The sequence below is a fragment of the Curtobacterium sp. NPDC088465 genome (assembly GCF_044753165.1).
Lineage (GTDB): Bacteria > Actinomycetota > Actinomycetes > Actinomycetales > Microbacteriaceae > Curtobacterium.
On sequence record NZ_JBIVMR010000002.1, the window covers coordinates 796,748 to 817,246 of the forward strand.

A 20,499-nucleotide genomic window follows, 5' to 3' on the forward strand; every position below is an offset into this window, starting at 1 on the left:
GTCGACCGCCTCAGACCAGGCAGCGCGGTCCGAGCAGGCTCTTCAGCTCGCCGAACAGGTCGGGCGTCAGGCTGACCGGGAACGGCAGCTCGAAGGTCCGCGCGACGTCGTCCTTGAGCAGCTTGAGGCGGACCTCGGTCTCCCCCTGGTGCCGGCCGAGCACCGCGGCCAGCTCGGTCACCGTCGAGGTCGTCGCCCGGCGTTCCGGCAGGGACAGGGTCAACGGGCCGGACCCCATCGCGTCGCCGACGTTCGGCTGGAACATGCTCACGGCGTGCAGCGCCTTGCCGTCGTCACGCACGTTGACCCGGCCGCGCAGGACGACGATCGAGTCCGCCACCAGGGACGGACCGAACTCCTGGTACGTCTTGCCGAGGAACATGACGCCGATCTCGCCGCCGAAGTCCTCGATCTGGACGATGCCGTACGGGTTGCCGCTCGACTTCGCGACCCGGTGCTGCACGCTCGTCAGGAGCCCGGCGACCGTGACCGTCTCGCCCTCGATGCCGTCGTCTGCGGCGATGAGGTCGGCGATGGTGATCGACTGGTGCTTCGCGAGCTCGATCTCGAGACCGGCGAGCGGGTGGTCCGACACGTACAGCCCGAGCATGTCCCGCTCGAAGGCGAGCTTGTCGCGCTTCGCCCACTCCGGGCGGTCCGGCACCTGGGACACCGGCGCTGCAGCGGGGGTCTCCTCGGCCACCTCGGCGAAGAGCGAGTCGAAGTCGAAACCGATGTTGCCGTTGGCCTCGTCGCGCTTGACCTTCACCGCGCCCTCGACCGCGCCCTCGTGGATCTCGACGAGCGCACGCCGGGTGTCACCGAACTCGTCGAAGGCACCCGCCTTGATGAGCGACTCGACCGTCCGCTTGTTGGCCGACGAGATCGGGATCTTCCGCAGGAAGTCGTGGAACGACTCGAACGCGCCCTTCTCGGTGCGCGCCTTCACGATGTCGTCGACCACGTTGAAGCCGACGTTGCGGATGGCGCCCATGCCGAAGCGGATGTCGTCACCGACGGCGGCGAAGAAGCCGATCGACTCGTTGACGTCCGGCGGCATCACCCGGATGCCCATGCGGCGGCACTCGTTCAGGTACAGCGCGAGCTTGTCGCGGGCGTCGCCGACGCTGGTCAGCAGCGCCGCCATGTACTCCGCCGGGTAGTGGGCCTTGAGGTAGGCGGTCCAGAACGACACCACGCCGTACGCCGCCGAGTGCGCCTTGTTGAAGGCGTAGTCGGAGAACGGCAGCAGGATGTCCCACAGCGTCTTGATCGCCGCGGCCGAGTAGCCGTTGTCCTGCATGCCCTTCTCGAAGCCGGCGTACTGCTTGTCCAGCTCGGACTTCTTCTTCTTGCCCATCGCGCGGCGGAGGATGTCCGCCTGTCCGAGCGAGAAGCCCGCGACCTTCTGCGCGATGGCCATGACCTGCTCCTGGTAGATGATCAGGCCGTAGGTCGTGCCGATGATGTCCTGCAGGGGCTCCTCGAGCTCCGGGTGGATCGGCGTGATCGGTTGCTCGCCGTTCTTGCGGAGCGCGTAGTTCGTGTGCGAGTTCGCACCCATGGGGCCGGGGCGGTACAGGGCGATGAGCGCGGAGATGTCCTCGAAGTTGTCCGGCTTCATGAGCCGGAGCAGGCCGCGCATCGGGCCGCCGTCGAGCTGGAAGACGCCGAGGGTGTCGCCGCGCTGGAGGAGCTGGTACGCGGCGTCGTCCTCGAGGCCCATGGTCTCGAGGTCGAGCTCGATCCCACGGTTCGTCTTGATGTTGTCGAGGGCGTCGCTGATGATCGTCAGGTTCCGGAGGCCCAGGAAGTCCATCTTGATCAGGCCGAGCGACTCCGCTGCCGGGTAGTCGAACTGCGTGACGATCTGGCCGTCCTGCTCGCGCTTCATCACCGGGATGATGTCGATGAGCGGTTCGCTCGACATGATCACACCGGCTGCGTGCACGCCCCACTGCCGCTTCAGGCCCTCGAGCCCGAGCGCCGTGTCGAAGACGGTCTTCGCCTCGGGGTCGGTCTCGACGACCGTCCGGACGTCGACCGCTTCCTTGTACCGCGGGTGGTCCTTGTCGAAGATCCCGGTGAGCGGGATGTCCTTGCCCATCACGGGCGGCGGCATCGCCTTGGTGAGCTTCTCGCCCATGCCGAACGGGAAGCCGAGGACCCGCGAGGAGTCCTTGAGCGCCTGCTTCGCCTTGATCGTGCCGTAGGTGACGATCTGCGCGACGCGCTCGGACCCGTACTTCTCGGTGACGTACTTGATCGCCTCACCGCGGCGCCGGTCGTCGAAGTCGACGTCGAAGTCGGGCATGGAGACGCGGTCCGGGTTGAGGAAGCGCTCGAAGATCAGGCCGTGCCGGATCGGGTCGAGGTCGGTGATGCGCATCGCGTACGCCACCATCGAGCCGGCACCGGACCCTCGGCCCGGACCGACGCGGATGCCGTTGTTCTTCGACCAGTTGATGAAGTCCGCGACCACCAGGAAGTAGCCCGGGAAGCCCATCTGGTTGATGATCCCGACCTCGTAGTCGGCACGGTCCTGGACCTCCTTCGAGATGCCGCCCGGGTACCGGTACTGCAGCCCCTTCGCGACCTCCTTCTCGAACCAGGAGTGCTCGGTCTCACCCTCGGGCACCGGGAACTTCGGCATGTAGTTCGCGGCGGTGTCGAACTCGACGTTGCACCGCTCGGCGATGAGGAGGGTGTTGTCGCAGGCCTCGGGGTGGTCGCGGAAGACGTGGCGCATCTGCTGCGGCGTCTTGAGGTAGAACTCGTCGGCGTCGAACTTGAAGCGGTTCGGGTCGTTGAGCGTCGACCCGGACTGCACGCAGAGCAACGCCGCGTGCGACTTCGCGTCGTGGGAGTGCGTGTAGTGCAGGTCGTTCGTGCCGACCAGCGGGATGCCGAGGTCCTTCGAGATGCGGACGACGTCCTCGATGACCCGGCGTTCGATCTCGAGGCCGTGGTCCATGATCTCGGCGAAGTAGTTGTCCTTGCCGAAGATGTCGCGGTAGTCCGCCGCCGCCTTGAGCGCCTCGTCGTACTGCCCGAGGCGCAGGCGCGTCTGGATCTCGCCCGAGGGGCAGCCCGTCGTCGCGATGATCCCCTCGTGGTACTGGTCGAGGAGCTCGATGTCCATGCGGGGCTTGAAGTAGTACCCCTCGATCGATGCCCGGCTCGACAGGCGGAACAGGTTGTGCATGCCCGTCGTGTTCTCGGCGAACATCGTCATGTGGGTGTACGCACCCGAACCGGACACGTCGTCACCGCCGCCGTCACCCCAGCGGATGCGGGTCTTGTCCGACCGGTGGGTCCGCGGCGTGATGTACGCCTCGGTGCCGATGATCGGCTTGACGCCACCGGCCTTCGCGGCCTTCCAGAACTCGAACGCGCCGAACATGTTGCCGTGGTCGGTGACCGCGACGGCCGGCATGCCCTGCGCGGCGGTCTCGGCGACCAGGTCGCTCAGCCGGGCGGCACCGTCGAGCATCGAGTACTCGCTGTGCACGTGCAGGTGGACGAAGGAGTCGGAATCCGACACGGGACCTCCGGTTACGACGGGGACTGCTGCGGGGCGGGACAACTCTAACCGCCGGCACCGACGTCCCCCGCGTGTCCGGCGTGCCCGCCGACCGGCGTCCGGCGGTGCCGCACGCCGAGCGGGCAGGACACGCCGCGCGTGTTCCGCCGAGCGGACCGAACTCGTCGGCTGGTGCCGCCGAGCGTGACAGATGCCGCCCGCTCGGGAGACCGCGACGGACGCGACCCGGTGACGGACGGGAGGCGCGTGGCGGCACCATCCCGTGCCTCCCCTCCGGCACGCGCCGCTCGACGGGCGCGAGGGCCGCGACGGCCCGGAAGCGGCGGCGCCGCCGAGGTCGCACGACCTGCCGCTCGGTCTTCCCCCGGACGGCATGTCGCGCGACGAGGACGACTGCGGACGGCGTGTTGTGCGACCGGACGAAACCGCCGGCAGCCGCCGCCCGCTCGGCGCGCCCGCCCGCGCCGCCGCCGGCCTACGCCGAGGCGGCGCGGATGCGGTCGAGCGCCTGCTGCAGGTCGTCCGGGTACTCGGCCCGGAACTCCACCCACGCGCCCGTCCGCGGGTGCTCGAACCCGAGCCGCACCGCGTCGAGCCACTGCCGCGTCAGTCCGAGCTCGGACGCCAGCACCGGGTCGGCGCCGTACATCGTGTCGCCGACGAGCGGGTGCTTCGTCGCCGCCATGTGCACGCGGATCTGGTGCGTCCGCCCGGTCTCCAGGTGCACCTCGAGCAGGCTCGCCGACCGGAAGGCCTCGAGCGTCTCGTAGTGCGTCACGCTCGGCTTGCCGTCGGCCGTGACCGCGAACTTCCAGTCGCTCGACGGGTGCCGTCCGATGGGTGCGTCGATGGTCCCCGAGGTCGGATCCGGGTGCCCCTGCGCCAGCGCGTGGTAGACCTTCTCGACGGTGCGCTCCTTGAACGCCCGCTTGAGGTGCGTGTACGCGAGCTCCGTCTTCGCGACGACCATCAGGCCCGAGGTCCCGACGTCGAGCCGGTGCACGATCCCCGCGCGCTCGGCGGCGCCGGACGTCGCGATGGTGAAGCCGGCCGCGGCGAGCCCGCCGGGCACCGTCGGCCCGTCCCACCCGGGCGACGGGTGCGCGGCGACGCCGATCGGCTTGTCGACGACGACGATGTCCTCGTCGTCGTGCACGACCCGCATGCCCGGGACCTCGACCGGCACGATGCGCGGGGGCTCCTTCGGGGACCACTCGACCTCGAGCCAGGAGTCGGCGTGCAGCCGGTCGGACTTGCCGACCTCGACGCCGTCCACGCGGACGCCGCCGGCCGCGACGACCTCGGCCGCGAAGGAGCGCGAGAACCCGAGGAGCTTCGCGATGGCCGCGTCGACCCGCTCACCGGCGAGGCCGTCGGGCACGGGCAGGGAACGCTGCTCGCTCACGTCGCGTCGTGCCCGAGGACGTCACGACCGTCGCGCGGCGCGCGCGGGTCGGGCTCCGCAACCACCGGACGGGAGGCGCGGGACGGCTCCGCCCCGTCGGCGACCGAGGAGCGGGCCGCCGCGTCCGCAGCGCGCTGCTGCTTCGCCGAGAGGGCACGGGTGCCGTCGAGGTTCACGCCGACGATGACGAGCAGGACGAAGACGACCATGCTCACGCAGATGAACGAGTCGGCGATGTTGTAGATCGCCGGCATCATCCACGGCGTCGAGATGAAGTCCACCACGTGACCGCGACCGAAGCCCGGTTCGCGGAAGAGCCGGTCGAGCAGGTTGCCGAGCGCCCCGCCGAGAAGCATGCCGAGCACGATCGCCCACCACATGGACCGGATGCGACGGGCGAACACGATGATGCCGACGACGACCGCGGTCGACACGATCGAGAACACCCAGGTCATGTTGACCGCGAAGGAGAACGCGGCGCCGGGGTTCCGGACGTAGAGCAGCTGGAGCGCGTCACCGAGGACGGGGACCACCTGTCCGTACGGCAGGTGCGCGACGACGAGCGCCTTCACGCCCTGGTCGAGCGCCACCACGACGACAGCGGCGAAGGCCAGTGCCGCGATCGCGCGGACACTGACCTTCGCCGTTGGTGCTGGTCGGACCAACGTCAGTTGCCGAAGCCCTGCGCCGATGCCGGCGCGGGGGTGAGGCCGGACTCCTGCGAGCCGGACCCGTCGAGCTCGGCGAGCTGACCCTGGATGTAGCTCTTGAGCTGCGCACGGTAGTCGCGCTCGAACGTGCGGAGCTCGTCGATCTTGCCCTCGAGCTGACGCTGCTCTCCCTCGAGCACGGCGACGCGCTGGCGGTTGGTGTTCTCGGTGTCGGCGATGATCTGGCGCTGCTTGGCCTCGGCCTCGGAGACCAGGCGAGCTGCCTGTGCGGTGCCCTCGGCGATGAGCGCGTCGCGCTTCTCGATGCCCTCGCGGACGTGCTCCTCGTGCAGACGACGAGCGAGCGTGAGGAGGTTCGTGGTGCCCTCGGTGTCCTCGTCGGCCGGGACGGTCGACGGCGCCGGAGCAGCGGCGGCGACCGGCGCGGGCTCCGGAGCAGCGGCGACGGGGGCCGGCTCGGGCTCGGGGGTCGACTCGGGCTGCTGCTCGACGGCCTGCTCGGCGGCGGCCGGCTTCGGCGCCGACTCGGCGGCCTGCAGGCGCTGGCGGAGCTCGTCGTTCTCGGCCGTCAGGCGGCGGAGCTCGACGACGACCTCGTCCAGGAAGTCGTCGACCTCGTCCTGGTCGTAGCCCTCGCGGAACTTCGTCGGCTGGAACCGCTTGTTGACTACGTCTTCCGGCGTCAAAGCCATTGCCGTCACCTCAATAGAACTGCTGAACGTGTGGAACCACTTGCGTCGCGACCGAATCTACCAGCCACCACGAGCGGTGCGGATGCCCGCCGGAGCGGACATCGATCCCGACCACCGTACACCGCGGCCGGAGGGGAACCGCGACGTTCGCCGCGGCGTGGCGCGTGTCGCGGTGGGCGCGGGCTCAGAACCCGCGTGCGAGACCGCCGACGATCACCCGGAGGATGATCACGACGAGCATGACGATCGTCCACCCGAAGTCGAGCGCCACCGGCCCCAGCCGGAGCGGCGGGAGCAGGCGTCGGACGAACCTGATGGGCGGATCGGTCAGCGTGTACACCACGTCGGCGACCACGAGCAGGGCGCCACGAGGACGCCAGGACCGGTTGTACGCCTGGACGATGTCGAACGCGAACCGACCCCACATCACGAAGAAGTAGAGCAGGAGGGCGAAGGAGAGGATCCCGAAGACCACGGACACGATGGGGCTCGCTCGGCTCGGGTGCGTCCGCCGTCAGGGCGACCGCACGGGGCGGGGTGAACCGGGGTACGGCTCAGGACTGGGCGAAGAAGGACGCCTCGATGTCGGACTCTACCTCAGCGGGCTCACCGCTCACCGCGACGTGGGCCGGCGACAGCAGGAAGACCTTGTTCGTCACGCGCTCGATCTTGCCGTACAGGCCGAGCGACAGGCCCGACGCGAAGTCGATCATGCGGCGGGCGTCCGACTCGGTCATCTGCGAGAGGTTGATGATGACGGGGATACCGTCGCGGAAGCTCTCGGCGATGGACTGGGCGTCCTTGTACTCGCGCGGGTGGACGGTGAGGATCTCGTTCATTTCCTGGACCGGGGTCGCCTTCTGTGCGGTCGTGTGCGAGCGGCGGAGCGGGGTGACCTGGGCGCCGCGCTGGTGGGTGTGCGTCTTGGGCTCGGCGGGGACCGCTGCGGGAGCTGCTGCCGCCGGGGCAGCGGCTGCGGGCGCAGCGGCGGCCGGAGCCTGCGCGGCCGGAGCTGCAGCGGGAGCCGCGGCAGGGGCGGCGGCCTGGCGCGTCGGCGCGGCCTGCTGCTGCTGCTGCTCGTCCTCGTACAGTTCCTCGTCGGCGAGGCCGAGGTAGACCATCGTCTTCTTGAGCGGGTTCGCCATGGTTCCTCCGGAGGTCGGTGCTCGTGGGTGCCCTGCAACGAGGCTAGGGCGCGGCCGGCCGGTTTCCCGTGATTGCGGTCCCGATCCGCAGGTGTGTCGCGCCCTCCGCGATCGCCTCGGCGTGGTCCCCGCTCATGCCGGCCGAGATGTCGGTCGCGTCGGGGGCGATCGCCGCGACCCGGTCGGAGACGTCGCGGAGCCGCGCGAAGGCCCGTCGGGGATCCTCGTCGAGGGGCGCGACGGCCATCACGCCGCGGAGTCGGATCGTGCCGGTGCGCAGGACCCGTTCGACCATCGCCTCGACCGCGTCCGGCTGGACGCCACCACGATCGGGGTCGTCGGTCAGGTTGACCTGCACGAAACCGTCGACCACCCGGGGATCCGGCTCGGTCTCGGTCGGCGCGAAGGCATCGACGACGGAGTCGCGGTCGAGCGACTGCACGACGTCGGCGTAGCGGCGCACCTGCCGCGCCTTCTTCGACTGCAGCTGCCCGACGAAGTGCCACGTCAGGTCCAGGTCGGCCAGCTCGGCGGCCTTGGCCTGCGCCTCCTGGTGCCGGTTCTCCCCCACGTCGGTGACCCCGAGTGCGGCGAGCTCGCGGACCAGCGACGCCGGGTGGTACTTCGTCACGACGACGAGCGTGAGGTCGTCGGCCGAGCGCCCGGCGGACCGGGCGGCGTCGGCGACGGACGCGCGGACGGACGCGAGACGCGCCTCCAGTCCGTCACGGTCGACGGTCCGGAGGCGCGCATCACCTGCCACGGGTCGGCTTACTTCAGGAAGTCGGGGACGTCGAGCTCGTCGTCGTCGTCGAACGCCGGGTCGGCGGCACGACGCACGGGCGCCTCGTGCTCCTGCGTCGACCAGGACGGCGCGCTGGTCGCGGTGTCCTCGATCGCGCCGGTGCCGGCCGACGACGCCGCGGACGACGTGCCGGAGTCCGCCTCGACCCAGCTGGAGCGACGCTCCTTCTGCTGCGCGCCCGGCTCGCCGCCGTCGAAGCCCGCGGCGATGACGGTCACGCGGACCTCGTCGCCGAGGGTGTCGTCGATGACGGCACCGAAGATGATGTTGGCCTCGGGGTGGACGGCCTCCTGCACCAGGCGGGCGGCGTCGTTGATCTCGAAGATGCCGAGGTTCGACCCACCCTGGATCGACAGGAGCACACCGTGCGCGCCGTCGATCGAGGCCTCGAGCAGCGGCGACGCGACGGCGAGCTCGGCCGCCTTGATCGCACGGTCCGCCCCGCGGGACGAGCCGATGCCCATGAGGGCCGAACCGGCACCCTGCATGACGCTCTTGACGTCCGCGAAGTCGAGGTTGATGAGACCAGGGGTGGTGATGAGGTCGGTGATGCCCTGGACACCCGCGAGCAGCACCTGGTCGGCGGTCGCGAAGGCCTCGACCATCGAGATGCCACGGTCGCTGATCTCGAGCAGGCGGTCGTTCGGCACGACGATGAGCGTGTCGACCTCGTCCTTGAGTCCGGCGACGCCGTTCTCGGCCTGGGACTGCCGACGCTTGCCCTCGAAGCTGAACGGCTTCGTGACGACGCCGATGGTGAGCGCACCGATCGACTTCGCGATCCGTGCGACGACGGGCGCACCGCCGGTGCCGGTACCGCCGCCCTCACCCGCGGTGACGAAGACCATGTCGGCGCCCGCGAGGGCCTCCTCGATCTCCTCGGCGTGGTCCTCGGCGGCACGACGGCCGACCTCGGGGTCCGCGCCGGCGCCGAGGCCCCGGGTGATCTCACGACCGACGTCGAGCTTGACGTCGGCGTCGCTGAGCAGCAGCGCCTGCGCGTCGGTGTTGATCGCGATGAACTCGACCCCACGGAGGCCCAGCTCGATCATGCGGTTCACGGCGTTCACGCCGCCGCCGCCGACACCGACGACCTTGATGACGGCGAGGTAGTTGTGGTTCGTGGTCACGTCAGTCGGGCCTCCGGTTGAACCCTCAACCTCTACTTGAAGTTCAGGGGCAATGCTGGTAGTTGCGGTGCTTCCACGACGCTACGGGTGCGCTCCGCGGGCTGTCGCCCCGCCACGCCGCGTGTCGCGGATCGCGTCGCCGAGATTCCCGCCGCGAGCGGCTCGGCGGTGGTCGTCGGTCCCTCCGCTCGTCACTGCGCCGGTCGGACGATGCCGTTGTCCGGTGCCGAGACGTCGAACTCGACCTCGGTGTCGGGATCGCGCGACGCGTGGTCCGCGACGAGGGCCGCGAGCAGCGACGCCTTCGCGTCGGAGGCGTCCGGGCTGCCCCAGACCACGGTCGACCCGTCGTCGAGCGTGAGCGTGACGTCGTCGGCGGTGGTCGCCCGGACGTCCGTGACCTGCCGACGGACCGTCGACGGCAGCGACAGCACGACCTCGGTCATCGTCCGGAACACCGGCGAGCCGAGCTCGGCGCGCTGCACGTCGGCGACCGGCACGCCCTCCGGACGGTCCGGCGACGACTGCACCACGATGCCCGCCGGGTCGACCAGGTCGAACGAGTCCCCCGAACGGACGGCGACGACGGGCGTCCGCTCCGTGACGGTCACGACGAGGGTGTGCGGCGGGACCTCCTCGGTGACGTAGCTCTCGATCAGCGGGAAGCCGGCGATGTCGCGCTTGACCTCGCCGAAGTCGATGCGGGCCAGCGGGGTGCCCACCTGGTCGGAGAGCGCCTGGCGGAGCGCGGTCGCGTCGACGCGCTCGGTGCCGCGGACCTCGATCGTGCGCAGGGCCATCAGCGGCGAGTAGACGGCGACCAGGATCGACGCGCCGAAGACCACCACGACGGTGCCCGCGGTGATCCAGGCAGCACGGCGGTGTCGTGCACGCCGGGTGAAACGCCGGACCTCGGCCCGCTCGAGCAGCCGACGGCGACGTCTCGCCACCCGTGCCTCGCGCGCGGTCTCGGCAGCGCGGACGCCGGCACCGATCGGGGACCCGTGCTCGTCGTCGGCCGCCGGGCGCGCAGCACCGGGCGCGTCGATCACGTCGGTGACGGTGGCCGCACCGGTCGCGTCGTCCGGGGCCGGCTCCTCCGTCGTCGGGTCGGCCGTGGTCGCGCCCGCACCGCGGGGCGCGGTGTCCGCACCGGGGCGCGACGCGGCGCCGCCGTCACGGGCGCCGGCGGACGTCCTGCCCGAGTGCTCCTCGTCCGGGGTGTACTCGCGCAGGCGCTCGGCCACGGTCGACCAGCCGGCGCCGAGGCGGCGGCCGGCGGCGCCGGCGAGGGCGCCCGCACGCTCGCGCTGCCCCTGCGCAGACGGCGGCTTCGACGAGGATCTCGGCGTCGCGCGGTGCTCGTCGGGACCTGGCGCGGCGGTGGGGACGACCGGCTCGTCGACGGGGGCCGGCGGGGCGGTGGTGGGTCGCGCCTCCCGGCCGTCCGCCGCCGCGCCGCGTGCCGGTCGACGCGACGTCAGGGGACCACGGCGCTGCCGCGGGGCGCGGGCACCGTCGGCCGGGGCCTCCGGTTCCTCCGGACGCCCGTCGAAGCCCTCGGGACGCTTCACTGCGCGCGGTCCCCGTCGCCGTCGTGCCGCAGCGCGCCGAGCACCTGCGGGATGATCCGGTAGACGTCGCCGCAGCTGAGCGTCATGACGATGTCACCGTCGCGGGCGACCTCGGCCGCGCGGGCAGCGGCGTCGTCCCAGTCCGGCAGGAACTCGACCCTGGACTGGTCCACGAAGCGCTCCTGCACGAGGGCACCCGTGACGCCGGGCTCCGGGTCCTCGCGGGCGCCGTAGACGTCGAGCACGACCGTGTGGTCAGCCAGCTCCTCGTAGACGCGGGCGAAGTCGCCGGCCATGAGCCGCGTGCGCGAGTACAGGTGCGGCTGGTGGATCGCGATGATCCGACCGTCGCCGACGACGTTGCGTGCAGCGCGGAGCGCGGCCGCGACCTCCGTGGGGTGGTGCGCGTAGTCGTCGTACACCGAGACCCCGCGCTCGACACCGTGCAGCTCGAAGCGACGCTCGGTGCCGCCGAACGCCTCGATCCCCCGGATCGCGTCGGCGGGCGCGACACCCAGCCCGGTGAGCACCGCGAAGGCGCCCACCGCGTTGACGGCGTTGTGGCGGCCGGGCACCCGGAGCGTCATGTGGTGGTGTTCCCCGCCGGCGCGCAGGTCGACCTCGACGCTCGCCGCCTCGACGATGCGCTCGATGCGGACGTCGGCGTCGGCGGCCTCGCCGAAGGTGACGACCTCGGGTGCGTGCTCGCGTGCCCGCACGCCCTCGGTGACGCGCTTCGCGCCCGCGTCGTCGCTCGACACGACGATGCGCTCGCTCGCCTTCGCGGCGAACTCGACGAAGGCGTCGATGAAGGCCTGCTCGCTGCCGTAGTGGTCGAGGTGGTCGGCGTCCACGTTCGTGATGAGCGCGACCGCGACGTCGTAGAGCAGGAACGACCCGTCGGACTCGTCCGCCTCGACGACGAAGAGGTCGCCGGCGCCGGGGGCCGAACTCGTGCCGAGCGACTGGATGACGCCGCCGTTGACGAAGCTCGGGTCGAGACCGAGCTCGACCATGGCGGTCACGATCATGCCCGTCGAGGTGGTCTTGCCGTGCGCGCCCGCGACCGCGACGAGGCGGTGCTCGGCGATCAGCGCGGCGAGGGCCTGGGACCGGTGCAGCACCGGGAGCCCGCGACGCTGCGCCTCGAGGAGCTCGGGGTTGTCCGGCCACAGCGCGCTCGTGACCACCACGGTGTCGGCGTCGGCGAGGTTCGCGGCGTCGTGGCCGATGTGCACCTCGGCACCGAGGTCGCGCATCGTGCCGGTCGTCGCGGTCTCGCGGGAGTCGCTGCCCGTGACCCGGTGCCCGGCGGCCAGGAACATCCGCGCGATGCCGCTCATCCCAGAGCCGCCGATGCCGACGAAGTGGACCGTGCCGAGGTCGTCCGGGATCGGCTGGGTCAGGTCCGGCTTGATGGTCATCGTTCCTCCGTGGTGCTGGTGCTGGTGCGCTGCGCGGCCTCGCGCACGAGGGCCGTCATCCGGTCCGCCCCGTCGCGGTGTCCGACGCTGCCGGCTCGGACGGCCATGTCGGCGATCCGCGCACGGTCACGCAGGATCGGCAGCAGCTGGAACGTCACCCACTCGTCCGTGAACGCCGCGTCGTCGACGAGCACCGCTCCCCCGGCGCCGACGACGTCCGCCGCGTTGTGCCGCTGCTCGCCGTTGCCGACCGGGTACGGCACGAGCACGCTCGGCAACCCGACGGCCGTCAGCTCGCACACCATGCCGGCGCCCGAGCGGGACACGACGAAGTCGGACGCGGCGTAGGCCAGGTCCATGCGGTCGCAGTACGGCAGGACGTGGTAGCCGTCGAGGTCGCTCGGTCCGATGTCGGACTTGCCGCCGACGACGTGCAGGACCTGCCACCCGGCGTCGACGATCGCCGTCGCCGAGCGGTTCACCGTCGTGTTGATGCTCCGCGCACCGGACGAGCCGCCCGTGACGAGCAGCACCGGGCGCTCCGCGTCGAGGCCGAACTCGGCCAGGCCCTCGGCCCGCGCGGCACGGCGGTCGAGCGTCTCGACCTCCCTGCGGAGCGGCATCCCGACCACGCGTCCGTGGCGCAGGTGGGTGTTCGAGAACGTCAGGCCCACGTGCCGGGTCAGCAGGGCGGCGAGCCGGTTCGCGAGCCCGGGCTTGGCGTTCTGCTCGTGCACGACGATCGGCGTCCCGGTCCGCTTCGCAGCGATGTACGCCGGCGCCGCCGCGTAGCCGCCGACGCCCAGGACGACCTCGACGTCGTGCTCGCGGATGAAGCGCTCGGTGCGTCGGACCGCACCGAGGAAGCCGCCGGGGAACCGGAGCGCCCGGGCGTCGAGCCGGCGCGGGAAGGGCAGGCGCGGGATCGTCAACAGCTCGTAACCGCGCATCGGCACGAGTCGCGACTCGAGCCCCTCGGCGGTGCCGAGGACGAGCACGCGGGCGTCCGGGTCCTGTTCGGTCAGCCGGTCGGCGACCGCGAGCAGCGGGTTGACGTGTCCGGCGGTGCCACCGCCGGCGAAGAGGTAGGTGCTCACCGGAGCACTCCGTTCTGTGGTGCGGAGCCGGCGCGCGGTGCCGCGGTCCGGCCCTTGCCGGGCAGTTCGCGGGCGAAGGACAGCACGACGCCGATCGCCACGAGGGTCATGATGAGGGCCGATCCACCGGCCGAGATGAGCGGCAGCGGCACGCCGAGGACCGGCAGCAGGCCGAGCACCACCGCGATGTTGACGAGCGCCTGCCCGATGATCCAGGCGAGGATCGCGCCCGTGACCGTCCGGACGAACGGGTCGTCCGACTGGCGGATGACCTTGATCATGCTGACCGCGAGGACGATGAACAGCGCCAGCACGACCACGGCGCCGATGAGCCCGAGTTCCTCGCCGATGATCGCGAAGATGTAGTCGTTGTCCGCCTCGGGCAGCCACGACCACTTCGCCTTCGAGTTGCCCAGGCCGACGCCGAACACGCCACCGGACGCCAGGGCCCACATGCCGTGCACGGGCTGCCAGCAGAGGTCCTGGTACTGGTTCGAGTCGGTGCAGCCGGAGAGCCACGCGTTGATGCGGTACTGCCGCGAGGCCGACGCCATCGTGACGAACGGCAGCACGACGGCGACCGCCCCGAGGATGACGAGCAGGTGCTTCGCCCGCGCGCCCCCGATGAAGAGCGCACCGAGCAGCAGGACCAGCATGATCATCGCGGTTCCCTGGTCACCGCCGAGCAGCACCATCCCGAGCGGCAGCACCGTCGCGATGCCGACCGGCACGAACAGTTCCTTCCACTCCCGCAGCCGGTCACGCTTCACGTAGATGATCGCGCCGACGGCCAGGGCGATGCCGAGCTTGACGGCCTCGGACGGCTGGGCGCTGAACGAGCCGAGCTTGATCCAGTTCCGGTTGCCCTGGATCTCGATGCCGAGCGGCGTGTAGACGAGCAGCTGCAGGACCAGCGCCGCGGCGAGGATCCGCATCGCCCACTTCCGCCAGAGACGCGCGGGGACGCGGCTCGCGACGAGCATGAGCGGGACGCCGAGCACGGCGTACAGCCCCTGCTTGGACGCTGCGCCGAAGAAGTCGTGGGTGGCGGCGTACTGCTCGACGCTCGACGACGACAGCACCATCACGACGCCGAACACGACGAGGAAGAGCGTGACGCCCAGGATCGTGTAGAAGGTGCTCGACTCGGCGACGAAGACGTTCTTGACCGCGACGACGGCGCCCCGCGCACGGCGCTGCGGACCGGCGTGCTCGCCGCCCGCGGACGCGGTTCCCGTGTGTCCGGTGCTGCCCGTCGTGCGGCCGCCGCTACGGCCGCTCGGGAGATCCGTGGTCGCCATCGGCTGTGCCTCCCAGGTGTTCGTGGACCGCCGCCGCGAACCGGCGCCCCCGGTCCGCGTACGAACCGAACTGGTCGAACGACGCCGCCGCGGGGGCGAGGAGGACCGTGTCGCCCGGTCGTGCGACCGATGCGGCATGCCGGACCGCCTCGGGCATGACGTGATCAGTGTCCGTCGCCTCGACCTGCAGGACCGGGACCGTCGGCGCGTGTCGCGCGAATGCCTCGAGCACCGGTGTGCGGTCCGTCCCGATGACGACGACCGCTCGGGCCGTGGGGCCGAAGCGCTCGACGAGGCCGTCGATGTCGACGCCCTTGAACTGCCCGCCGACGATCCAGACGACGGTCTCGAACGATGCCAGCGATGCCGTGGCGGCGTGCGGGTTGGTCGCCTTCGAGTCGTCGACCCAGGCGACGCCGTCCGCCGTCGCGACGTGCTCGGTCCGGTGGTGGTCGGCGCGGAAGCCCTGCACGGCAGCGCGGATGTGCGCGGGCTCGACGGCGGCGGCACGCGCGAGGGCGGCCGCGGCGAGGACGTTCATGGTCATGTGCGGACTGGCGAGCCCGGCCTGCTCGAGGTCCGCCACGGTGGCGAACTCGAGCGCGCTGTTGCGCCGGTCCTCGGTGAAGGCGCGGTCGCAGAGCACGTCGTCCACGATCCCGACGTCGCCCGGCGCGGGGACCCCGGGCGTGAAGCCCACGGCACGGCACCCCTCGACCACGTCGGCGCCCTCGACCATGCGACGGGTCGCCTCGTCCGAGGTGTTGTAGACGCAGGCCGTCACGGTGCGCTCGTAGACCTTGGCCTTCGCCGCGCGGTACGCCTCGGCGGACCCGTGCCACTCGAGGTGGTCGTCCGCGATGTTGAGGCAGGTGCTCGAGAGCGGGACGACGGCACCGTCGCCCGAGGTGGGCATGTAGTGCAGCTGGTGGCTCGAGAGCTCGACGACCAGCACGTCGAAGCCCTCCGGGTCACGGACGACGTCGAGCACCGGTACGCCGATGTTCCCGCAGGCGACCGCGCGGAGCCCGGCGGCCGCGAACATCGCGGTCGTCAGCTGCGTGGTCGTGGTCTTGCCGTTCGTCCCCGTGATGGTCACCCACGGTGCGGCGATCGGGCCACGGACGACCTTGTCGCGCACGCGCCAGGCGAGCTCGATGTCACCCCACACGGTGCTGTGCTCGACCGCCCAGCGGACCGTGGCGTTGTGCGGCGGCAGACCGGGCGACACGACGACGACGTCCGGGGCCTGGGCCACGAGGGCGGCCGGCACGGTGTCGAGCGACGTGCGCTCGAACCGGGCGCCGATCACGTCGAGCAGCTCCACGGTGTCGGCCGGTCCGTCCGGCGCGAGGACGACCAGGTCGCTGCCGAGCTCCACGAGCGTGTCGGCGACGGAGAAGCCGGTCGAGCCGAGGCCGAGCACGGCGACCCGCAGCCCCTTCCAGCCCTCGGCGTACCAGCTGTCGAGTCCTTCGAGGCGGGCGTCAGCCGACACGGGCGATCCACTCCAGGTAGAAGAGCCCGACACCGGCCGCGACGCAGAGCCCCGCGATGATCCAGAACCGGACGACGACGGTCACCTCGGCCCACCCCTTCAGCTCGAAGTGGTGGTGCAGCGGGCTCATCCGGAAGATGCGCTTGCCGTGGGTGATCTTGAAGTAGGCGCGCTGCAGGATGACCGAGCCGGTCACGATGAAGAACAGGCCACCGATGAGGATCAGCAGCAGCTCGGTGCGGCTGAGGATCGCCAGGCCGGCCAGCGCTCCGCCGAGGCCGAGCGAGCCGGTGTCACCGAGGAAGATCTGCGCCGGCGAGGTGTTGTACCAGAGGAACCCGATCAGGCCACCGCAGACCGCGGCCGCGACGACCGCGAGGTCGAGCGGGTCGGACGTGCTGTAGCAGGCGTGCGCGGTGCTCTCGTCGAGTCGGACGCCGCCGCAGATCTGGTTCGACTGCCAGAACCCGATGATGACGTACGACCCGATCGCCAGGATGCTCGAGCCGGTGGCGAGGCCGTCCAGCCCGTCGGCGACGTTCACGCCGTTCGACGTGGACACCGTCAGCAGCACGATCCACGCGAGGTACAGGATCGTCCCGATGACGGTTCCGAGGACCATGAAGTCCAACCACGGGACGTCGCGGATCGCGGAGATCATCGTCGATGCCGGGGGCTTGCCGTTGCCGGTCGGCACCACGAGGGCGATCGTCGCGAACACGACGCCGACGATGACCTGCCCCAGGACCTTCGCCCAGCCGCCGAGCCCGAGGCTCCGCTGCCGACGGACCTTGAGGAAGTCGTCGATGAACCCGACGAACCCGAGCCCGACCATGAGGAAGAGCACGAGCAGACCGGACAGCGTGACCGAGTCGCGGCCCACCAGGTGTCCGACGAAGTAGCCGAGCACCGCGCCGATGATCAGGACGATGCCGCCCATGGTGGCGGTACCGCGCTTCGTGTGGTGCGACTGCGGGCCGTCGTCACGGATGAACTGTCCCCAGCCGAGGCGGTGGAACAGCTTGATGAAGAGCGGTGTGAGCAGCAGTGTGAACACCAGCGCCACGGCGCCGGCGACGAGGAGCGCGATCATTCGGTGACACCTCCGAGGCGGTCGCCGAGGAATCGCAGTTCGGCGGACTTCGAGGACTTGACGAGGACGACGTCGCCGGGGCGGACCATCTCCTGCAGGGCGTGGACGGCTGCGTCGACGTCCTCGATGTACACGGACTCGCCGTCCCACGATCCCTCGAGGGTGGCGGCCTGGTGGATCGGCGCGGCGCCGGGTCCGACGACCACGAGCTGTCCGATGCCGAGACGGACGACGAGCCGACCGATGCGGTCGTGCTCCTCCGTCGAGAACTCCCCGAGCTCCGCCATCTCGCCGAGCACGGCGACGGAGCGCTCCCCCGGACGCACGACCTGCGCCAGGGTGCGGAGTGCGGCGGCCGTCGAGTCCGGCGACGCGTTGTAGGCGTCGTTGATGACGGTCACGCCCTCCGGTCCGCCCTGGAGGAGCTCCATGCGCCAGCGCTCGGCCCGCGTCATCGACGCGAGCGCCTCGGCGCCGGCGGCGAGCGGGACGCCCCACAGGTGGGCGACGGTGAGGGCGGCCGACGCGTTCATCGCGTGGTGCTCGCCGAGGATGGCGAGGCGGACGTCGACGGTCTGCGGGACCGGGGACGTGCCTCCAGGACGGTCCGCGGCGGCCTCGGCCGGGACGGGAGGCGCGGTGAGCGTGAAGCGCGTACCGCTGCGGTCCGTCTCGATGCCGGAGACGCGGTAGTCCGCGCCGGCCGACGTGCCGAAGCCGACGACGGTCGCGTCGGTGAGCGCACGCATGGACGCGACGCGGTCGTCGTCCACGTTGAGCAGTGCGGTCGCGGTGGCGGGCAGGTCGGTGACCATCTCCGACTTCGCGCGCTGGGTCGCCTCGATCCCGCCGAACTCGCCGGCGTGCGCGAGCCCGACCTTCAGGACGACACCGACGTCCGGCTCGGCGATCGCGACGAGCTTGGCGATGTGCCCCTTGCCGCTGGCACCCATCTCCACGACGAGGAACCGCGTGTCGTGGGTGATGCGGAGCATCGAGACGGGGGCGCCGACGTGGTTGTTGAACGATCCCTGCGGCGCCACGGTCGCACCGTGCTGCTCGAGGATCGTGCGCAGCATGTTCTTGGTGCTCGTCTTGCCGTTCGAGCCGGTGATGCCGACGACGCGCAGCGGCGCCGGCCGTCCCTGCTCGTCGACGCGGTGGGCGCTCGAGGCACGGACCCGCGCCACGACCTCGTGCGCGAGGGCGGCGAGGGCGGCGTAGCCGTCGGACACGACGACCTGCGCGGTGCCGGCGCCGTCGGGCAGGTCGACGGCGCGCTCGGTCACGACCAGGGCCGCACCGGCCTCGACCGCGTTCGGCACGAAGCGGTGGCCGTCGGTCTCCTCCCCGAGCAGCGCGAAGAACACGCTGCCGGTGTCGACGAGGCGCGAGTCGGTCTCGACGCTGCCGTCGACGACCTGCTCCGGGGCACCGCTGACGAGCTCGCCGCCGATCGCGGCGGCGATCTCGGCGAGGGTCAGGGCGATCATCGGGTCTCCTCCGCCGGGCCGGAGTTCGGCTCCCAGCCGGCTTCGCGCAGTGCCTGCCGGGCCTCGTCACGCGCCGAGTAGGGCGTCCGGACGCCCGCGATGTCGCGGTAGTCCTGGTGGCCGGGGCCGGCCCAGAGGATCGAGTCTCCGTCGCCGACCAGGCTCACGGCCGTGCGGATCGCCGCCTCCGGCGGGCTGACCTCGTACGTCTCGTGGTCCGGGTAGGCCTCGCGCGCGGCGTCGACCAGGGTCTTCCGGATGGACGCGGCGTCCTCGAAGCGAGGGTGGTGGTCCGTGACGACGAGGATGTCGCTCCCCGCGGCGGCGACGCGCGCCATGTCGCCGCGCTTCGTCGTGTCGCGGTCGCCGTCGGCGCCGAAGAGCATGAGGACCCTGCCCGGCGTGAACTGCCGGACGGCCGCCAGCGTATTCTCGAAGGCGTCGGCGCTGTGACCGAAGTCGACGTAGACGCTCGGGCCGGCGTCCCCCGACACCCGCTCGGTCCGACCGGGCAGGTAGCACTCGATGGCGCTGACCGGCTGCTCGTCGGTCTCGTCCGCGTAGTGCCGGTGGTTCGAGCCGAGGGCGTGCGCGATGGCGCCGAGCTCGAACCCGCCCTCGACGAGCATCACGATCGCGAGCGCCGCGTTGGCCGCCATGTGCCAGCCGATGAGCGGCACACGGGTCGTGAGCTCACGCCCCTCGGGCCCGGTGAGGCGGAACTCGGTGTAGGCGGCGTGCGCCTCGACGATGTCGACGTGCCACTCGGCCTCGACCTCGGGGTGCACCGTGATCGTCGTGACGGGGATGCGGGAGTCCTGCACCACGCGGTGGCCCCAGTCGGTGTCCAGCGAGACGACGCCGCGACGGGCGTGCTCGGGCTGGAACAGCGGGAGCTTCGCCTGGTAGTACTCCTCCATGTCGGCGTAGTCGTCGAGGTGGTCGTGGGACAGGTTCGTGAACCCGGCGACGTCGAACACGATGCCGTCGACGCGATGGCGGCTCAGGGCCTGGGCGCTGACCTCGACGGCGACGGCGCGGACCTCGGACTCGCGCATGCGGGCCAGGAGCGCGTGCATCTCGCTCGCCTCGGGGGTGGTCAGGCGGCTCGTCACGCTGAGCGAGCCGATGTGGCGCTCCGCGGTCGAGCTGAGGCCGGTGACCAGGCCGAGCTGCTTGAGGATGCCCTCGAGGATGTACGACGTGCTGGTCTTGCCGTTCGTGCCCGTCGTCGCGAAGAGCTGCGGCAGGTCGGTGGCCTCGTCCGGGTGGGTGCGGTAGACCCACGCCGAGACGTCGCCGAGCGCGGCGCGCGGGTCCTCGACCACCAGCACCGGCAGGCCGGAGGGCTCGGCGAGTGCGACGCCGTCGGCGTCGGTCAGCACCGCGACGGCACCGCGCTCGGCGGCCTCGGTCGCGAACTGGGCGCCGTGTCGGTTCGCGCCGTGCACGCCGACGAACAGGTCACCCGGCTGCACCTCGGCAGCGCTCAGCGTGACGCCCGTCGTCTCGACGGCGTCGACGGAGCCGACCACGCGCATGCCGAACGCGTTCGCGAGTTCGGCGACGCTCCTCGGGGTCGGGTGTTCGGGTCGGAGGACCGGGGGGATCCGTGCGGACAAGTGCT

At 71.3% G+C, this 20,499-nt stretch carries 16 protein-coding genes; all 16 read right to left on the bottom strand.

Annotation, left to right across the window (positions count from 1 at the left end; all coding sequences use genetic code 11):
• Window positions 1-10 precede the first annotated feature (10 nt).
• Window positions 11-3,493 carry a DNA polymerase III subunit alpha gene (dnaE, locus tag ACIP6W_RS11095; RefSeq protein WP_066658059.1) on the bottom strand — a complete coding sequence of 1,161 codons (3,483 nt, stop codon included), beginning with the start codon at window positions 3,491-3,493 and terminating at the stop codon, window positions 11-13.
• A gap of 526 nt (window positions 3,494-4,019) precedes the next feature.
• Window positions 4,020-4,949 carry an RluA family pseudouridine synthase gene (locus ACIP6W_RS11100; RefSeq protein WP_066653773.1) on the bottom strand — a complete coding sequence of 310 codons (930 nt, stop codon included), beginning with the start codon at window positions 4,947-4,949 and terminating at the stop codon, window positions 4,020-4,022.
• Window positions 4,946-5,614 (bottom strand): signal peptidase II, encoded by a 669-nt coding sequence (lspA, locus tag ACIP6W_RS11105; protein ID WP_326496195.1) that lies wholly within the window; start codon window positions 5,612-5,614, stop codon window positions 4,946-4,948. The genes ACIP6W_RS11100 and lspA overlap by 4 nt, the downstream gene beginning before the upstream one ends.
• A 2-nt stretch (window positions 5,615-5,616) precedes the next feature.
• Window positions 5,617-6,312, bottom strand: a complete 696-nt coding sequence (locus ACIP6W_RS11110; RefSeq protein ID WP_400429453.1) for a DivIVA domain-containing protein — start codon at window positions 6,310-6,312, stop codon at window positions 5,617-5,619.
• A 184-nt stretch (window positions 6,313-6,496) separates the two neighbouring features.
• A complete protein-coding gene (locus ACIP6W_RS11115; RefSeq protein ID WP_235426555.1) occupies window positions 6,497-6,793 on the bottom strand; it encodes a YggT family protein in 297 nt (98 codons plus the stop codon).
• 73 nt (window positions 6,794-6,866) lie between these two features.
• Complete coding sequence (locus ACIP6W_RS11120; protein ID WP_209683071.1) at window positions 6,867-7,457, bottom strand: cell division protein SepF; 591 nt, start codon at window positions 7,455-7,457, stop codon at window positions 6,867-6,869.
• A gap of 43 nt (window positions 7,458-7,500) precedes the next feature.
• A complete protein-coding gene (locus ACIP6W_RS11125) occupies window positions 7,501-8,220 on the bottom strand; it encodes a YggS family pyridoxal phosphate-dependent enzyme (RefSeq protein ID WP_400429456.1) in 720 nt (239 codons plus the stop codon).
• Window positions 8,221-8,228: 8 nt separating this feature from the next.
• A complete protein-coding gene (gene ftsZ, locus ACIP6W_RS11130; RefSeq protein ID WP_066653758.1) occupies window positions 8,229-9,392 on the bottom strand; it encodes a cell division protein FtsZ in 1,164 nt (387 codons plus the stop codon).
• 191 nt (window positions 9,393-9,583) lie between these two features.
• Window positions 9,584-10,966, bottom strand: a complete 1,383-nt coding sequence (locus ACIP6W_RS11135) for an FtsQ-type POTRA domain-containing protein (protein WP_400429460.1) — start codon at window positions 10,964-10,966, stop codon at window positions 9,584-9,586.
• Complete coding sequence (gene murC / locus ACIP6W_RS11140; RefSeq protein ID WP_209683079.1) at window positions 10,963-12,390, bottom strand: UDP-N-acetylmuramate--L-alanine ligase; 1,428 nt, start codon at window positions 12,388-12,390, stop codon at window positions 10,963-10,965. Before murC ends, ACIP6W_RS11135 begins: the two co-directional genes overlap by 4 nt.
• Complete coding sequence (locus ACIP6W_RS11145) at window positions 12,387-13,487, bottom strand: UDP-N-acetylglucosamine--N-acetylmuramyl-(pentapeptide) pyrophosphoryl-undecaprenol N-acetylglucosamine transferase (RefSeq protein WP_209683081.1); 1,101 nt, start codon at window positions 13,485-13,487, stop codon at window positions 12,387-12,389. Before ACIP6W_RS11145 ends, murC begins: the two co-directional genes overlap by 4 nt.
• Window positions 13,484-14,788 (bottom strand): putative lipid II flippase FtsW, encoded by a 1,305-nt coding sequence (gene ftsW, locus ACIP6W_RS11150; protein ID WP_209683083.1) that lies wholly within the window; start codon window positions 14,786-14,788, stop codon window positions 13,484-13,486. Before ftsW ends, ACIP6W_RS11145 begins: the two co-directional genes overlap by 4 nt.
• A complete protein-coding gene (gene murD, locus ACIP6W_RS11155) occupies window positions 14,757-16,286 on the bottom strand; it encodes a UDP-N-acetylmuramoyl-L-alanine--D-glutamate ligase (RefSeq protein WP_400429465.1) in 1,530 nt (509 codons plus the stop codon). Before murD ends, ftsW begins: the two co-directional genes overlap by 32 nt.
• Window positions 16,276-17,379: a phospho-N-acetylmuramoyl-pentapeptide-transferase gene (gene mraY, locus ACIP6W_RS11160; protein ID WP_066653744.1), complete on the bottom strand. Its 1,104-nt coding sequence runs from the start codon at window positions 17,377-17,379 to the stop codon at window positions 16,276-16,278. Before mraY ends, murD begins: the two co-directional genes overlap by 11 nt.
• Window positions 17,376-18,872 carry a UDP-N-acetylmuramoyl-tripeptide--D-alanyl-D-alanine ligase gene (murF, locus tag ACIP6W_RS11165; protein ID WP_311205286.1) on the bottom strand — a complete coding sequence of 499 codons (1,497 nt, stop codon included), beginning with the start codon at window positions 18,870-18,872 and terminating at the stop codon, window positions 17,376-17,378. Before murF ends, mraY begins: the two co-directional genes overlap by 4 nt.
• Window positions 18,869-20,494: a Mur ligase family protein gene (locus tag ACIP6W_RS11170; protein WP_066658047.1), complete on the bottom strand. Its 1,626-nt coding sequence runs from the start codon at window positions 20,492-20,494 to the stop codon at window positions 18,869-18,871. The genes murF and ACIP6W_RS11170 overlap by 4 nt, the downstream gene beginning before the upstream one ends.
• Window positions 20,495-20,499: the final 5 nt, after the last annotated feature.